Below are 15,533 nucleotides of genomic sequence, written 5' to 3'. Positions count from 1 at the left end.
TGGCGCTGGACTAAACAAAGGCCCCCTTTTAGGGGGCTCACACAAAGCCACCTTCTTTAGAAGGTGGTAATTTACTTCTCTTCAATAGATCACTGTTCAAGGTATAACTTTGCGGTTGTTGTTACTTTAATCATTTCATCTTGCAGCTCGAACATTTCAGGCTCAACCTCCTCAAGACTGATCCCTGAGCGCAGTGCTTGCTCAAGCGTCGCACAGAGTGACTTCAGTCTTGGAACGCCACAATATGAACTACTGCCGTGCAGCTTATGGATGACATGAATTAGGTCATCACGAGAGATATCTTCTTGCTCCAGAGCTTGGTCAACGACTGCTTCTACTTCAGGGATGAACTCAATCAACATGCGTAGCATGTCTTTAGCGAGATCCTCTTTATTCGCGCTCTGTTTTAAGGCTGCTTGCCAATCAATAATCACATCCTGCTGAGGCGAAGAAACGGGTTGTGGTGCGCTTCCTTCAGGTTCATCAACGTATGAAGGGGCGACTTTGCCAATGCTCTCTGTACAAGCATTTGGGTTCCAGTGAACCAAAACCTGTTGCAGCACATGCTCTTCAATAGGTTTGGTCAAGTAGTCATCCATTCCTGCTGAGAGCAAGCGGTCTCGTTCCCCTGCCATGGCATGCGCCGTTACCGCAATCACTGGCGTGTCTTTATTTAGCTCCAACTCTTTAATGTGCTTACAAGCGGTCACACCATCCATTTGTGGCATTTGGATATCCATGAAGATTAAATCGTACTTTTTCTCTGTCGCCAGGTTCACCGCTTGCTGGCCATGGCTACAGGCGGTGACGGTTTCTACTCGTTCGCGGAGTAGTGCAGAGATCAGCTTCAAGTTTGCAGGGTTGTCATCCACTGCTAGTACAGTGAGAGGTAAACGGTCCCCTTCGCTTGGCGTAATTGGAGCGCTTAATACCGGTGGCGATTCTACATGTTCGCTAATCAGGCTTTGTAGCAACTTACGGCGAGACAATGGTTTCGTCAGGCACTGGACGTGATGCTCTGTCATTATTTGGTCCGCAAGCGCCAATTCGGTACTCGGTGTCCCTAGGAGAACACTCGGAGCCATGCGTTTTGCTTGTTCTATCCAAGGTGTAATAACTTCCGCATCGTGAGTCTGGTTGGCCGCTAAATTCAACAGTACATAATCATATTGTTCTTCGTTGTTTGGTAGCGAAGAGCGGTAGGTTACTAAAATACCCTCCTGACTTAGAATCTGTTGGGTTACGGATGCGGCTTGCATGTTTGGTTCAATCAGCAGTAACTGCTTCCCAGTCAGAAGTTCCACTTCAATCAGTTCGCTCATTGGCATCTCGGTTGAGTGCAAGCGCACCGTAAACCAGAAGGTTGAACCTTGGTGTAGACGGCTGGTTAAACTGATTTCGCCGCCCATCTGGCTCACCAGTTTCTGAGTGATAACTAGACCAAGACCAGTACCGCCGTAACGACGTGAAATACTTGCATCTGCTTGGCTAAAGGCTTGGAACAACTGCGCTTGCTGACGCTCAGAGATACCAATACCGGTATCACGCACCATGAATTGCAGTTCGACGGAGTCTCCTGATTGAGAGCGCATTTCTACGCTAACATCAATGTTGCCTCGCTCGGTAAACTTGATTGAGTTACCGACTAAGTTCGTCAAAATTTGCTGAATACGTAGTGGATCCCCAACTAAACCTGGTGGAATTTTAGGGTCCACTTTTAGGGTGATTTCTAACCCTTTCTCATGTGCACTTGTGGCTTGTAGGTTAATTACCTCTTCTAAACTTTCTCGGAAATCAAAAGGAATATTTTCCAGCGCCAGCTTACCCGCTTCAAGTTTCGAGAAGTCGAGAATGTCATTGATGATATTCAGCAGGTTGTTCGCCGACTTCTCAATCGTCTGTAGGTAATCCGTTTGGCTGTTAGAAAGCTGCGTTTTAAGCATTTGACGAGTAAAGCCAATCACCCCATTGAGCGGAGTACGCAGCTCGTGCGACATGTTCGCCAAGAACTCTGACTTAACCCTGGCTGCTTCTTGCGCGCGTTTCTTCGCGATATCCAGCTCAACGTTCTGAATTTCTAGCTGCTCAAGCGTTTCACGTAAGTCGGACGTGGCTTGGTCTATACTGTGCTGCATCTCCACGTGATATTCTGATAACGATACCGCCATGGCGTTGATGCCATTTTTTAGCTGGTCTAACTCACCGTGCATTTTGCCTTCGATACGCACATCCAGATGACCACGGCGAATTCGGTCAACGACATTCTTCATGTGGGTGATAGGTTGGGTCACATCGTGCATTAGACGTGAAGCAAACACACTTGCTAAGCCAAGACCGAGAACCAGAACTAAAAACGCAGAGAAGACTTCTTGATACTGTTGCAGCCTCAAGGAGGAGAGATCTAACTCGACGGCGATGTAACCAATCGCTTTTGTGCCTTGGCTTTCGTTCGACAACTCCGCTAAGTAGTGACCTTCTGACAAAATGGGGACACGCAATATCAGTGAGTTTTCGTAGATTTCCGAATTACCCAGTTGCGGGATCGGTTTATCTTTGGGAAACATCAAGGCTTCAAAATTAGGATGAAAGTTAGAGGTTACAAAGAGCTCATGATGTTCATCAAATACCGCGATACTACGAACCAGTTTGGAGTTTTTACGGTGCGCGTAGCTTATCAAGCGACGTACCGCCTCTCGGCTTTCTGATAGTAGATGAGTTTCACTGGCAATCGCCAGCGGCTCAATAATGCTGTTACCAGTGGTGATAACTTGTTTCTCAAGGTCTTGGTAGCGGTTAAATGAGAAAAAGCCGCTCAGTAATAAACCAATAATGAGAGTGGGAGCGAGAGTTAGTGTAATTACACGTGCTCGTAAGCCATATCTGGTCATGTTATCTAATTACATCGGAGTCTGGATATGGGAAAATAACGCATTATTTCTCAAGCGCACGATAAAGCCTTGAGCAAAGAAGTGACGTCACCGAATAAACGGTAAGCATAATCAAGTCACTCGAATCACACAACGGCTGCAATCAAGAATAGTGAAGCCGAAGAGCAATTACACATAAATCAGGCATAGAGCATGGCACGCATCTTTCAACCGAAAAAGAAAACCCAACTCAATACTCGGCACCAAGCAGTGCAAGTAGAGCGTTTAGATCACCACGGCGCAGGCATTGCTTACCTCAAAAAGAAGCCATTGTTTATTGATGGAGCACTGCCGGGTGAGGAGGTGGTCACTCAATTGGTGGAAGAAAAGAGCAAATACGCTCGCGGTAAGTTGATTAAAATCCTTAAGCCGAGTGAAGCTCGTGTGGAGCCATTTTGCCCACATTATCATGAGTGCGGTGGCTGCGATTTGCAGCATCTAGATTATGACCAACAATTGACGTACAAACAGCAAACGTTGCGTCAGCTAATGCGAAAATTTTCAGGCAGTGACATTGAACTAGATGCCCCGTTATTGGGATATTCGCAGGCCTACCGTCGCCGTGCGAGAGTGAGCTTGTTTGTTGATAAAAAAACACGTCAGCTACATTTTGGTTTCCGTAAAAAGCAGAGTAAGCAAATTGCGCAAGTGACCGATTGCCCAGTGCTGGCACCGGAACTGAATGTTTTGCTGCCAGAGATTTACTCAGCGCTAAAAGCGTTCAAAAAGCCTGAACAATTGGGTCATGTAGAGCTGGTACTTGGTGATAATGGGCCGTGTATTACGCTGCGCCACTTGAGTGCTCTGACAACGAGTGAAACTCAATCTCTAACGGAGTTGGCAAAACGTCATGGCGCATCGTTGTACTTAATGCCATCGACAGAACAATTAGACCTTATCGAAGGCGATATGCCTTTTTATCAAGAAGTTGGAGTGAAAATCCCTTTTGCACCAAATAACTTTATTCAAGTAAACCAAGGTGTAAACCAACAAATGGTCAAGCAAGCGGTTGAGTGGTTAGACCCACAAAAGAGTGACCGAGTGTTAGATTTGTTCTGTGGTTTAGGCAACTTTAGTTTACCAGTTGCGAAATTAGCTAAGCACGTGGTTGGAGTAGAGGGTGTTGCAGAGATGGTAGAAAAAGCCACAAACAATGCATCTTTGAACCAAATCAATAACGCGCAATTTTATCACGCTAACCTTGAGCAAGATTTTGAAGGCCAAGCCTGGGCCGCAGAGCGGTTTGATAAAGTATTATTAGACCCGGCACGCGCGGGAGCGAGTGGGATCATCGATCAAGTTTCTGAGCTTGGCGCACAGCGTGTAGTTTATGTTTCTTGTAATCCTGCTACCCTTGCTAGGGATAGTCAAAGCTTGATAGAGCAAGGCTATAAATTAACGAAATTAGGTATGCTGGATATGTTCCCTCATACCAGTCATCTAGAATCGATGGCATTGTTTGAAAAGTCCTAACTTTAGGACGTTGACCCCTTATTTGTGGTGGGTGGTCATAAAGCCAGCGTGTACGCGCGGTAAAAAGAACTAACCTGGACGGTGTTAGTCAAACCACACGAATATAATAATTAGGATGATGAGATGGTTGCGGTAAGAAGCGCGCATTTAAACCAAGATGAACAGTTTGAACTCGAAAACTGGGTGGCTAGCCTAGGACAAGAGAAAAACACAGCCTCACGCTTAATCGAAGTATATCGAGATTGCCAGACAGTATTAGCTGATAACGAGCAAGCGGAACTGTTGTTGTGGCGTGGACGAGAAATGATCGAAATTTTGATCACCTTGTCTATGGATCAAGCCACTTTAGTGGCTGCTCAACTGTTTCCTTTGGTTTCAAGTGGTGCTTTTAACAGAGAAATTCTGGAAGAGAAATACAGCAAAGAAATCATAAAATTAATCGACGGCGTTGAAGAAATGGCTGCTATTGGCCAACTCAACGTCAACATGGAAGGCAGTGCAGCGTCATCTCAGGTAGATAACGTACGCCGCATGCTGCTTGCCATGGTGGATGACTTCCGCTGCGTAGTTATCAAGCTCGCGGAACGAATTTGTAACCTTATTGAAGTTAAAAAAGCGCCAGATGAAGTTCGACGTGCGGCGGCAAAAGAGTGTGCCAACATCTATGCGCCGCTAGCAAACCGATTAGGCATCGGTCAGCTGAAATGGGAAATTGAAGATTACGCTTTCCGCTACCAACAGCCGGAAACTTACAAACAAATTGCCAAGCAGCTTTCTGAGAGGCGCATCGTTCGTGAACAGTACATCAAAGACTTTGTTGAAGACCTCACGCACGAAATGGAAGTATCGGGCATCAATGCCGAAGTGAGTGGTCGACCTAAGCACATCTACAGCATTTGGCGAAAAATGCAGAAAAAGAGTTTGGCCTTTGATGAGCTGTTTGATGTGCGAGCAGTGCGTATCATCGCAGACAAACTGCAAGATTGTTACGCGGCTTTAGGCGTAGTTCACACCAAATACAAGCACCTGCCGAGCGAGTTTGATGACTACGTTGCTAACCCTAAACCAAACGGTTATCAATCGATCCATACAGTAATTCTAGGGCCAGAAGGCAAAACCATCGAGATCCAGATTCGTACCAAGCAAATGCATGAAGAGTCGGAACTGGGGGTTGCAGCGCACTGGAAATATAAAGAAGGGGCAAGCAGCCGAAGCGGTTATGATGAGAAGATCACGTGGCTGCGTAAGCTACTGGATTGGCAAGAAGAAATGTCTGACTCTGGCGAAATGCTCGATGAGCTGCGTAGCCAAGTCTTTGATGACCGTGTTTATGCCTTTACACCACGTGGTGATGTTGTCGATTTGCCAATGGGGGCAACGCCGCTAGATTTTGCCTATCACATTCACTCCGAAGTGGGACACCGTTGTATCGGTGCCAAAGTCGGAGGTCGTATTGTGCCGTTCACGCATAAATTACATATGGGTGACCAAGTCGAGATTATCACTCAGAAAGAACCTAACCCATCACGTGACTGGTTAAACCCATCATTAGGCTTCGTTCATTCTGGTCGTGCGCGTGCCAAAATTAACGCCTGGTTCCGAAAACAAAGCCGTGAGAAGAACCTTGAAGCAGGTCGTGAAATCCTTGAGCATGAGTTAGCCAAAATTGGCGCAACGTTAAAAGATGCAGAGCATTACGCCCTCAAGCGGTTTAACGTCAAAACACCAGATGAATTGTATGTTGGGGTAGGTAGCGGTGATTTGCGCATCAACCAAATCATTAACCATATCAACGCGTTAGTTAACAAGCCAACGGCAGAGGAAGAAGACCAGCAAGCACTGGAAAAACTGCAAGAAGCAGAGCACAAATCACCAGCGCAAAGCCGACCGAAAAAAGACGCCGTCGTTGTAGAAGGTGTCGATAATCTAATGACGCACCTAGCGCGTTGCTGTCAGCCGATTCCAGGTGATGATATCTGTGGTTACATCACGCAAGGTCGCGGCATTTCAGTACACCGTAGTGACTGTGAACAGTTAGAAGAACTGCGCCATCATGCGCCAGAGCGTATCATTGATACTGTCTGGGGCAGCGGCTTCGTCGGGTCATACATCCTCACCGTCCGTGTTGAAGCGATGGAGCGAGGTGGTCTACTCAAAGACATTACGACACTGTTCGCCAACGAAAAGATCAAAGTGACCAGTATGAAGAACCGAGTCGATTACAGACGTCAACTTGCCATCATGGACTTTGACCTAGAAGTCACCAATATTGAGGTGCTTTCTCGTGTTTCGAAGCGTGTTGAGCAGATTAAGGATGTGATGACGGTGAAACGCCTCGGCTAAAACTCTCGTCATAGTTATCGTTGTAGCGTTGTTGACTGCACGCACTCGCTCCATCACATGGTGAACCATGCTCAGGAGTCTCGTTTGTTTGTCGCCTAGCTACAACTTCAACTATTTACAGAGTTACACTTGCGTCATATTTGGCTTTTTATCTGCGTTAGCTGCACTTATTCCGACGTGCCGGCTCAGGGGCATCACATAGTAGGCTATGCTCAGGAGTCGCGAAAACTTGTTGCCTTGTCAAAGTAACAATTACTTAGTGAAAGCTGCTGAGAAAATATAATGTAGAAGGTGAGTGGTTTTGGCCGCTCACCTTTTTCTTTAGTAGAAAGGTTTAAAGGAACAAAAAATGAGTCATCCAATTGAACAATTAGAACAAATCATGGCGAAGTTGCGTGACCCAGAAAACGGTTGCCCTTGGGACTTAAAACAAACCTTTGACACCATCGTTCCGCATACAATAGAAGAAACCTACGAGGTGGTGGACGCGATTCAAAATCGAGATTGGCCCAATCTAAAAGAAGAGCTAGGGGATTTGTTGTTTCAGGTGATTTTTTACAGTCAGCTAGCGAAAGAGCAAGAGCTGTTCGACTTTTCGGATGTCGTCGAAACCGTGAACGAAAAACTGACTCGTCGCCACCCGCATGTTTTTTCAGATGTTGAGTTTGAATCTGACGAGGAAATTAACGCGAACTGGGAAGCGGAAAAAGCAAAAGAAAAAGCCCTAGTAGGCAAAGCGGAAGAAAGTATCCTAGACTCAATACCAAACTCTTTACCGGCACTTTCTCGTGCTACAAAAATTCAGAAAAAATGTGCAAAATTTGGGTTTGATTGGGATTCACTTGGCCCGGTTGTCGATAAAGTACGAGAAGAAATTGACGAAGTCATGGAAGAGGCACTGCAAGTTCAGCCCGATGAAGAGAAAGTTGAGTTGGAGCTCGGTGATTTGCTATTTGCGACTGTCAATTTGGCTCGCCACCTTAATAAAAACCCAGAAGTCGCACTAGGAAAAGCAAACGTAAAGTTTGCGCGACGTTTTAAACAAGTTGAAGGCAAGGTCCAGCAGTCAGGCAAAGTACTTACAGATTGTTCTTTATCAGAACTTGACCATTTTTGGGATGAAGTAAAACAAGAAGAATCGAGGCAGAGGTAAACTGGCAGAATACATAATATAAGGTCAGCTTGTTTGGTTACACGAAAACGGACTTTGGTTTGTCTTTGCTCACTTTGATTTGAAGCAAAAAATAAAAAATTACGGTGTGATAGATTTCACGTTGTGGCGGTAAGGAGCTTCTGGTATATTTATCTCCCGTCCAGAAGCACTCCATTTCCCTCATTCAACCAATTTCAGGTTAAACATGACGACAAATTACATTTTTGTTACTGGCGGGGTTGTATCCTCTCTAGGTAAAGGTATTGCAGCAGCATCTCTTGCGGCTATTCTAGAAGCTCGTGGTCTTAAAGTGACTATGATGAAGCTTGACCCTTACATCAACGTTGACCCGGGCACAATGAGCCCTACTCAGCACGGTGAAGTGTTCGTTACAGAAGATGGCGCAGAGACTGACCTTGACCTTGGTCACTACGAGCGTTTCATCCGTACCAAGATGACCAAGCGTAACAACTTCACTGCAGGTCGTGTTTATGCCGACGTACTTCGTAAAGAACGTCGTGGTGACTACCTAGGCGCAACTATTCAAGTTATCCCTCATATCACTAACGCAATCAAAGATCGCGTTATTGCAGGTTCTGAAGGCCATGATGTGGCTATCGTTGAAGTTGGCGGTACTGTTGGTGATATCGAATCACTACCATTTATGGAAGCGATTCGTCAGCTAGCTGTTGAGCTAGGCCGTGAGCGCGCAATGTTCATGCACCTAACACTTGTTCCTTACCTAGCGGCAGCGGGCGAAGTGAAAACTAAGCCGACGCAACACTCTGTAAAAGAACTTCTATCTATCGGTATTCAGCCAGACATCCTAGTTTGCCGTAGCGATCGCGTTATTCCTGCGAATGAGCGTAAAAAAATCGCACTGTTCTGTAATGTTCCAGAAAAAGCAGTAATTTCAATGAAGGATGTAGACTCTATCTACAAGATCCCTCAGTTGATTAAATCTCAAGGGCTAGATGACCTTGTGTGTGCTCGCTTTGGTATTACTGCTCCTGAAGCAGACCTTTCTGAATGGGAACAGGTTATCTACGAAGAAGCAAATCCTACTGGTGAAGTAACCATCGGTATGGTTGGTAAATACATTGAATTACCAGATGCATACAAATCTGTGAACGAAGCGCTTAAACACGCTGGCTTGAAAAACCGCCTAAGCGTCACAATTAAGTATGTAGACTCACAAGATATCGAAACAAAAGGCGTTGAACTTCTAGAAGGTTTGGACGCAATCCTAGTACCAGGTGGCTTCGGCGATCGTGGTATTGAAGGCAAGATCCGTGCGGCTCAATATGCACGTGAAAATAACGTGCCTTACCTGGGTATTTGTTTGGGTATGCAAGTTGCACTAATCGAATACGCGCGTAACGTTGCGGGTATGGAAGGTGCACATTCAACAGAATTTAACAAAGAGACTAAGTACCCTGTGGTAGGTTTGATCACAGAGTGGGTAGACGAATCAGGTAGCGTAGAAGAGCGTACTGAAAAGTCTGACCTAGGCGGTACGATGCGTCTTGGTTCACAGCTGTGTCACCTAGAGAAAGGGACTAAAGCTCGTGAACTGTACGGTAGCGCGACGATCCATGAACGTCACCGTCACCGTTACGAAGTGAATAACGTGCTTCGTCCGCAAATCGAAAAAGCAGGCCTAAAAGTATCAGGTCTATCTGCGGACAAGAAGTTAGTGGAAATGATTGAGAACCCAGCTCACCCATGGTTTGTAGCGGCTCAGTTCCACCCAGAATTCACCTCGACTCCTCGCGATGGACATCCATTGTTTGCAGGTTTTGTTAAGGCTGCGGGCCAAAACGCACGCGGCGAATTCGAGAAGTAAAAGGATACGGGCGGCGGCGAAGGTTGTGCTGCTGCCCTTTAAGATTGACATTTATATTTGAAACGAGAGGAAACATTAATGTCTAAGATCGTTAAAGTTCTAGGTCGTGAAATCATCGACTCACGTGGTAACCCAACTGTAGAAGCTGAAGTACACCTAGAAGGCGGTTTCGTAGGTATGGCGGCAGCTCCATCTGGCGCATCTACTGGTTCTCGCGAAGCTCTTGAGCTACGTGACGGTGACAAAGCACGTTTCCTAGGTAAAGGTGTTCTTAAAGCAGTTGAAGCTGTAAACGGCCCAATCGCTGAAGCTCTAGTTGGCAAAGACGCTAAAGACCAAGCTGCAATCGACGCAGTAATGATCGAACTAGACGGCACTGAAAACAAATCTAAATTCGGTGCTAACGCTATCCTAGCTGTTTCTCTAGCAAACGCTAAAGCTGCTGCTGCTGCGAAAGGCATGCCTCTATACGAGCACATCGCTGAGCTAAACGGCACTGCAGGTCAGTTCTCTATGCCTCTACCAATGATGAACATCATCAACGGTGGTGAGCACGCAGACAACAACGTTGACATCCAAGAGTTCATGATCCAACCAGTTGGCGCTAAGACTCTTAAAGAAGGTCTACGTATCGGTGCAGAAGTATTCCACAACCTAGCTAAAGTTCTTAAGTCTAAAGGCTACAGCACTGCAGTTGGTGATGAAGGTGGTTTCGCTCCTAACCTTAAATCTAACGCTGAAGCTCTAGAAGTTATCGCAGAAGCTGTTGCAGCTGCTGGTTACGAACTAGGTAAAGACGTTACTCTAGCTATGGACTGTGCTGCATCTGAGTTCTTCGACAAAGAAGCTGGCATCTACAACATGAAAGGCGAAGGTAAAACTTTCACTTCTGAAGAGTTCAACCACTACCTAGCTGAGCTAGCTAACCAATTCCCAATCGTTTCTATCGAAGACGGTCTAGACGAGTCTGACTGGGATGGCTTCAAGCACCAAACTGAACTACTAGGTGACAAGCTTCAACTAGTAGGTGACGATCTATTCGTTACTAACACTAAGATCCTTGCTGAAGGTATCGAGAAAGGCGTAGCTAACTCTATCCTTATCAAGTTCAACCAAATCGGTTCTCTAACTGAGACTCTAGCTGCAATCAAGATGGCTAAAGACGCAGGTTACACAGCAGTAATCTCTCACCGTTCTGGCGAAACTGAAGATGCAACTATCGCTGACCTAGCGGTAGGTACAGCAGCAGGTCAAATCAAAACTGGTTCTATGAGCCGTTCTGACCGTGTTGCTAAGTACAACCAGCTAATCCGTATCGAGGAAGCTCTAGGTGAGCGCGCTCCTTTCAACGGTCTTAAAGAAGTTAAAGGTCAAGCTTAATTCTTCACTGAATTAGCAGCTTAACTTAAAGCTTTTAAAACACCCTGCTTTGGCGGGGTGTTTTTTTATATAACGGAAGCGCTAAGTGAGCGCACTCCTCCATGTTTCAAGTGAGCGCGCTCCTCCATGTTTCAAGTAAGCGGTCTCAAAGAAGTTAAAGATCAAGCTTAATTCTTATTGAGCAAAGTTTCGCTAAATAGCTTTTTGAAACCATCGCTACGGCGGTTTTTTGTATTTATAGGTTTGTATTTTTGGCTCTTACTTTGGTCATGGGTAAGGAGCGCTTCCTATGAGCTTGTTTCATTTTGCTGCTTATTTCTTGTAAGGAGCGTGTGAGTCTCCCTTTCTCCCCTAGAGGCAACCTCGCATTTATGCTATATATGTCACCTTATCTAATTCCTTCCGGTACAGAATGTTAGCAGCGATATGCGAATCTTTGTTATAGCCCTTACGCTACTGTTTGGCTTGCTTCAATACACTCTATGGTTTGGTAAAAACGGAGTGTCTGACTACTACACAGTAAAAGATGAAATTGAAGTTCAGCAACAAGTGAACAGCAAGCTACAAGCTCGCAACAATGAAATGTTCGCTGAGATTGATGACTTAAGGCAAGGTCTTGATGCGATTGAAGAACGTGCGCGTCATGAGCTCGGTTTAGTTAAAGATGGCGAGACTTTTTACCGCATTATAGGTGAGGAAAACCATTAAAATGTTGGATATGAACTCATCGCATATCGCAATTGTGCCAGCTGCGGGTGTGGGTAGCAGAATGAAGGCAGATCGCCCTAAGCAATATTTATTGATCGAAGGTAAAGCGGTACTGGAACATACCGTAGAGAAACTGCTTTCTCACCCAAATATTTCTAAGGTTGTCGTTGCCGTTACTGACGGCGACCCATATTACCCAGAATTGTCCATTGCTAAGCACCCAGATGTGATTCGTGTAGCTGGTGGTAAAGAAAGAGCAGACTCTGTGTTATCAGGGCTAAACTATGTCAATGAGCATCTGGAAAGCGAGTGGGTATTAGTTCACGACGCTGCAAGGCCATGTGTATTAACATCCGACATTGACCGTTTGATTGATGTTTGCTGCGCCCACTCAACGGGTGGCATTCTCGCATCTCCTGTGAGAGATACAATGAAGCGAGCAAACGCAATGCAAGATATCGATCATACGGTAGATAGAGAAGCATTGTGGCATGCACTGACTCCACAAATGTTTAAAACTCAGCAGCTTACTCAAGCACTGGCTGACGCATTAGAACAGGGTGTAACTATTACTGATGAAGCCTCGGCTTTGGAGTGGTTAGGCGAGAAGCCAGCCTTAGTTCAAGGGAATGCGAACAATATAAAAATCACTCAGCCAGAAGACCTTGCGTTAGCCGAGTTTTATCTAAGCCGTGAGCGCGGCGAATAAAGAAAGGATAGAAAATGATTCGAATTGGTCATGGTTTCGATGTACATAAATTCGGTGGTGAAGGCCCAGTCATTATTGGTGGTGTAGCAATCCCTTATGAGCAAGGTTTGATTGCACACTCAGATGGCGATGTAGCGTTGCATGCGTTAACGGATGCTCTGCTGGGCGCGATTGCTGCCGGCGATATTGGTCGTCATTTCCCAGATACGGATGATAAATGGAAAGGCGCAAACAGTCGTGAATTACTGAAAGACGTTTACCGTCGAGTCAAAGAGCAAGGTTACCGTCTCGGCAATGCTGATGTAACCATCATGGCACAAGCGCCTAAAATGGCACCACACATTGACGCAATGTGTGCGGCGATAGCCGAAGACCTAGAAACCGACATTAGTAACATTAACGTAAAAGCGACGACGACAGAACGTCTCGGTTTTACTGGACGCAAAGAAGGCATTGCAACGGAAGCCGTTGTACTTCTGTTTAAGCAATAACTAGCAATTTGCTCCTCTAAGCTGTGATATCAGCGGAAACACATCATGTCAGACATTTTATCTTCATTGGCTTACCTAACGGGTAAGCCAGTTGCATCGGCAAAAATTAAAGCGCAGCCAGAGCATTTTCAGGTTCGCGAAGATTTAGGTTTTGCCTTTACGGGCGAAGGCGAGCACTTAATGGTTCGTATCCGTAAAACGGGCGAGAACACCAGCTTCGTTGCTAACGAGTTAGCAAAAGCCTGTGGTGTTAAGTCGAAAGACGTTAGCTGGGCGGGTCTTAAAGACCGTCATGCGGTGACGGAACAGTGGTTAAGTGTCCATTTACCAAAAGGTGAAACGCCAGATTTTTCAGCGTTTTTGGCTCAATACCCAAGTATCGAAATCCTTGCAACAGATCGTCACAATAAAAAACTGCGTCCTGGTGACCTAGTCGGGAACGAGTTCGTGGTTACTTTGTCTGAAGTGACAGATATAGCGGATGTAGAGCAACGTCTTGAAAAAGTGAAACAAGTTGGTGTGCCAAATTACTTTGGTAGTCAGCGTTTTGGTAACGATGGCAACAACCTTGAAGAAGCACGTCGATGGGGACGCGAAAACGTTCGTACCCGCAATCAAAACAAGCGAAGCATGTATTTATCAGCGGCTCGTTCGTGGATTTTCAACCGTATCGTTTCAGCTCGTCTAGAGAATGGTGTGTTTGATAAGTTCATTGATGGTGACATTGCGCAGACGAATTCTGGCACTCAGTTGATTGATGCAAACAACATTGCTGCTCTGCAAGTGCAATTTGCGCAAGGTGAAGCGGCAATTACCGCTGCGCTTGCTGGCGATAATGCACTGCCTACTCAAGCCGAGGCTCTGGCATTAGAGCAACCGTTTTTAGACGAAGAGCCTGACCTCATGGCGCTGATTCGTGGTAATCGCATGCGCCACGACCGTCGCGATATTGCGCTAAAGCCAAAAGATTTAGCTTGGACGGTTGAAGGTAACAACATTACGCTGACTTTCTCACTGGATGCGGGATCTTTTGCGACCTCTATTGTTCGTGAGTTAGTTAATGAGGTTGAAGTAGAAAGAGAATACTAATGGAACAGGATTCACGAAACCCGAAGCCCTTAAGAGTCTTAATCAGCAATGATGATGGTGTTCATGCTCAAGGGATTCATGCCCTCGCTGATGAGTTGAGAGATATCGCTGAAGTGACCATTGTCGCACCTGATCGAAATCGTTCAGGTGCTTCGAATTCACTCACATTAGAACAACCATTACGCGTGACTGAAATTGCCCCAAATATCTACTCAGTGCAAGGCACGCCCACGGATTGTGTGCATTTCGCGCTGAATGAGCTAATGAAAGATGATTTGCCTGATCTTGTTCTGTCAGGAATCAACCATGGCGCTAATTTGGGTGATGATGTTCTTTATTCTGGAACAGTAGCAGCAGCCATGGAAGGTCATTTCCTTGGCGTTCAGTCGGTGGCTTTTTCTCTAGTGGGTAAGCGACATTTCGAATCCGCCGCTAAAATTGCACGTCAAATTGTACAACAGCATTTAGCGTCGCCGATTCCAACGAATCGTCTACTGAACGTAAACGTGCCTGACTTACCATCAGAGAATTTAGGTGAAATTGAAGTTACTCGTTTAGGTGCACGTCATCACGCAGAGAATATGATCAAGCAGAAAGATCCGAGAGGCCATGACATTTATTGGTTAGGGCCACCAGGAAAGGAGCAAGATGCAGGAGAGGGCACGGACTTTTATGCAATTGAGCATGGCCGAGTTTCAATGACGCCTCTGCAAGTTGATCTCACCGCTCACGAGTCGCTGCGTGCTATGGATAGTTGGTTAAAGGAAGAGAAGTAATGAGTAACCCACATGCTGACAGGTTGATAGCGTTTCTTATCTCCAGTGGCATCAAAGACCAAAGAGTTCTGGATGCTATCCAACGCTTGCCACGAGAAAGCTTTGTTTCTCAAGCGATGATGCACCAAGCCTATGATAACAATGCGTTACCAATTGGTCAGGGACAAACTATTTCTCAGCCTTATATCGTTGCTCGTATGACCGAGTTGCTTGAGCTAGAACCGGCGAGTCGTGTTCTGGAAATCGGAACGGGATCGGGTTATCAAACTGCGGTACTGGCGCAAATTGTTGATCATGTATACTCCGTTGAGCGAATTAAATCGTTGCAATGGGAAGCAAAGCGTCGCCTGAAGCAATTGGATATTTACAATGTTTCAACTAAGCATGCTGATGGGTGGCAGGGCTGGGAAGCGAGAGGTCCTTTCGATGCTATCATTGTTACCGCTGCCGCTGAAGTGATTCCCCAAGCTCTTCTCTCACAATTAAGAGATGGCGGCAAAATGGTCATTCCTGTTGGAGATACGGAACAACAGTTATTAAAAATAGAGCGTAAGGGAGACGAATATCTCTCTACCGTTGTAGAAATGGTTCGGTTCGTACCTCTGGTTGCGGGTGATTTAGCTTAAGGGTTAGGGATA

12 protein-coding genes are annotated in these 15,533 nt (G+C 45.9%); 11 read left to right on the top strand and 1 reads right to left on the bottom strand.

Features of this window, described 5'->3' with window-relative positions; genetic code table 11:
* Nucleotides 1–89: 89 nt before the first annotated feature.
* Nucleotides 90–2,888 carry a two-component sensor histidine kinase BarA gene (barA, locus tag R7Q47_RS21415; protein WP_318089372.1) on the bottom strand — a complete coding sequence of 933 codons (2,799 nt, stop codon included), beginning with the start codon at nt 2,886–2,888 and terminating at the stop codon, nt 90–92.
* A gap of 192 nt (nt 2,889–3,080) precedes the next feature.
* Between barA and rlmD the strand changes: the two genes are divergently transcribed.
* The 11 genes from rlmD (at nt 3,081) to R7Q47_RS21360 (ending at nt 15,521) form a co-directional block, all read left to right on the top strand.
* The gene (gene rlmD / locus R7Q47_RS21410; RefSeq protein WP_154205033.1) at nt 3,081–4,400 is read left to right on the top strand and encodes a 23S rRNA (uracil(1939)-C(5))-methyltransferase RlmD; all 1,320 of its coding nucleotides are present in this window, start codon (nt 3,081–3,083) and stop codon (nt 4,398–4,400) included.
* Between the two features lie 123 nt (nt 4,401–4,523).
* A complete protein-coding gene (gene relA / locus R7Q47_RS21405) occupies nt 4,524–6,743 on the top strand; it encodes a GTP diphosphokinase (RefSeq protein ID WP_005393896.1) in 2,220 nt (739 codons plus the stop codon).
* 349 nt (nt 6,744–7,092) lie between these two features.
* A complete protein-coding gene (gene mazG, locus R7Q47_RS21400; protein ID WP_154205034.1) occupies nt 7,093–7,896 on the top strand; it encodes a nucleoside triphosphate pyrophosphohydrolase in 804 nt (267 codons plus the stop codon).
* 205 nt (nt 7,897–8,101) lie between these two features.
* The gene (locus tag R7Q47_RS21395) at nt 8,102–9,742 is read left to right on the top strand and encodes a CTP synthase (RefSeq protein ID WP_021034029.1); all 1,641 of its coding nucleotides are present in this window, start codon (nt 8,102–8,104) and stop codon (nt 9,740–9,742) included.
* A gap of 78 nt (nt 9,743–9,820) precedes the next feature.
* The gene (eno, locus tag R7Q47_RS21390; protein WP_005383785.1) at nt 9,821–11,122 is read left to right on the top strand and encodes a phosphopyruvate hydratase; all 1,302 of its coding nucleotides are present in this window, start codon (nt 9,821–9,823) and stop codon (nt 11,120–11,122) included.
* Between the two features lie 426 nt (nt 11,123–11,548).
* Entirely contained in the window at nt 11,549–11,830 is a 282-nt protein-coding gene (ftsB, locus tag R7Q47_RS21385) for a cell division protein FtsB (protein WP_005380907.1), read from the top strand.
* 1 nt (nt 11,831) lies between these two features.
* Nucleotides 11,832–12,539 (top strand): 2-C-methyl-D-erythritol 4-phosphate cytidylyltransferase, encoded by a 708-nt coding sequence (gene ispD / locus R7Q47_RS21380; RefSeq protein ID WP_154205035.1) that lies wholly within the window; start codon nt 11,832–11,834, stop codon nt 12,537–12,539.
* Between the two features lie 14 nt (nt 12,540–12,553).
* Nucleotides 12,554–13,030, top strand: a complete 477-nt coding sequence (gene ispF / locus R7Q47_RS21375) for a 2-C-methyl-D-erythritol 2,4-cyclodiphosphate synthase (protein WP_005380896.1) — start codon at nt 12,554–12,556, stop codon at nt 13,028–13,030.
* A gap of 45 nt (nt 13,031–13,075) precedes the next feature.
* Nucleotides 13,076–14,119: a tRNA pseudouridine(13) synthase TruD gene (truD, locus tag R7Q47_RS21370; protein ID WP_154205036.1), complete on the top strand. Its 1,044-nt coding sequence runs from the start codon at nt 13,076–13,078 to the stop codon at nt 14,117–14,119.
* On the top strand, nt 14,119–14,895 hold the full coding sequence (surE, locus tag R7Q47_RS21365; protein ID WP_005380894.1) for a 5'/3'-nucleotidase SurE: 777 nt from the start codon (nt 14,119–14,121) through the stop codon (nt 14,893–14,895). The genes truD and surE overlap by 1 nt, the downstream gene beginning before the upstream one ends.
* The gene (locus R7Q47_RS21360) at nt 14,895–15,521 is read left to right on the top strand and encodes a protein-L-isoaspartate(D-aspartate) O-methyltransferase (RefSeq protein ID WP_005380892.1); all 627 of its coding nucleotides are present in this window, start codon (nt 14,895–14,897) and stop codon (nt 15,519–15,521) included. Before surE ends, R7Q47_RS21360 begins: the two co-directional genes overlap by 1 nt.
* Nucleotides 15,522–15,533 lie beyond the last annotated feature (12 nt).

Source organism: Vibrio sp. Vb0349 (genome assembly GCF_033338975.1).
Note: the sequence above shows the minus strand (reverse complement) of the source record. Positions and strands in the feature narration are given on the sequence as shown.

What these genes read in the sequence shown, in the direction of transcription:
- barA (WP_318089372.1), bottom strand. Translation starts at nt 2,888, where the DNA reads ATGACCAGATATGGCTTACGAGCACGTGTAATTACACTAACTCTCGCT.
- rlmD (WP_154205033.1), top strand. Translation starts at nt 3,081, where the DNA reads ATGGCACGCATCTTTCAACCGAAAAAGAAAACCCAACTCAATACTCGG.
- relA (WP_005393896.1), top strand. Translation starts at nt 4,524, where the DNA reads ATGGTTGCGGTAAGAAGCGCGCATTTAAACCAAGATGAACAGTTTGAA.
- mazG (WP_154205034.1), top strand. Translation starts at nt 7,093, where the DNA reads ATGAGTCATCCAATTGAACAATTAGAACAAATCATGGCGAAGTTGCGT.
- R7Q47_RS21395 (WP_021034029.1), top strand. Translation starts at nt 8,102, where the DNA reads ATGACGACAAATTACATTTTTGTTACTGGCGGGGTTGTATCCTCTCTA.
- eno (WP_005383785.1), top strand. Translation starts at nt 9,821, where the DNA reads ATGTCTAAGATCGTTAAAGTTCTAGGTCGTGAAATCATCGACTCACGT.
- ftsB (WP_005380907.1), top strand. Translation starts at nt 11,549, where the DNA reads ATGCGAATCTTTGTTATAGCCCTTACGCTACTGTTTGGCTTGCTTCAA.
- ispD (WP_154205035.1), top strand. Translation starts at nt 11,832, where the DNA reads ATGTTGGATATGAACTCATCGCATATCGCAATTGTGCCAGCTGCGGGT.
- ispF (WP_005380896.1), top strand. Translation starts at nt 12,554, where the DNA reads ATGATTCGAATTGGTCATGGTTTCGATGTACATAAATTCGGTGGTGAA.
- truD (WP_154205036.1), top strand. Translation starts at nt 13,076, where the DNA reads ATGTCAGACATTTTATCTTCATTGGCTTACCTAACGGGTAAGCCAGTT.
- surE (WP_005380894.1), top strand. Translation starts at nt 14,119, where the DNA reads ATGGAACAGGATTCACGAAACCCGAAGCCCTTAAGAGTCTTAATCAGC.
- R7Q47_RS21360 (WP_005380892.1), top strand. Translation starts at nt 14,895, where the DNA reads ATGAGTAACCCACATGCTGACAGGTTGATAGCGTTTCTTATCTCCAGT.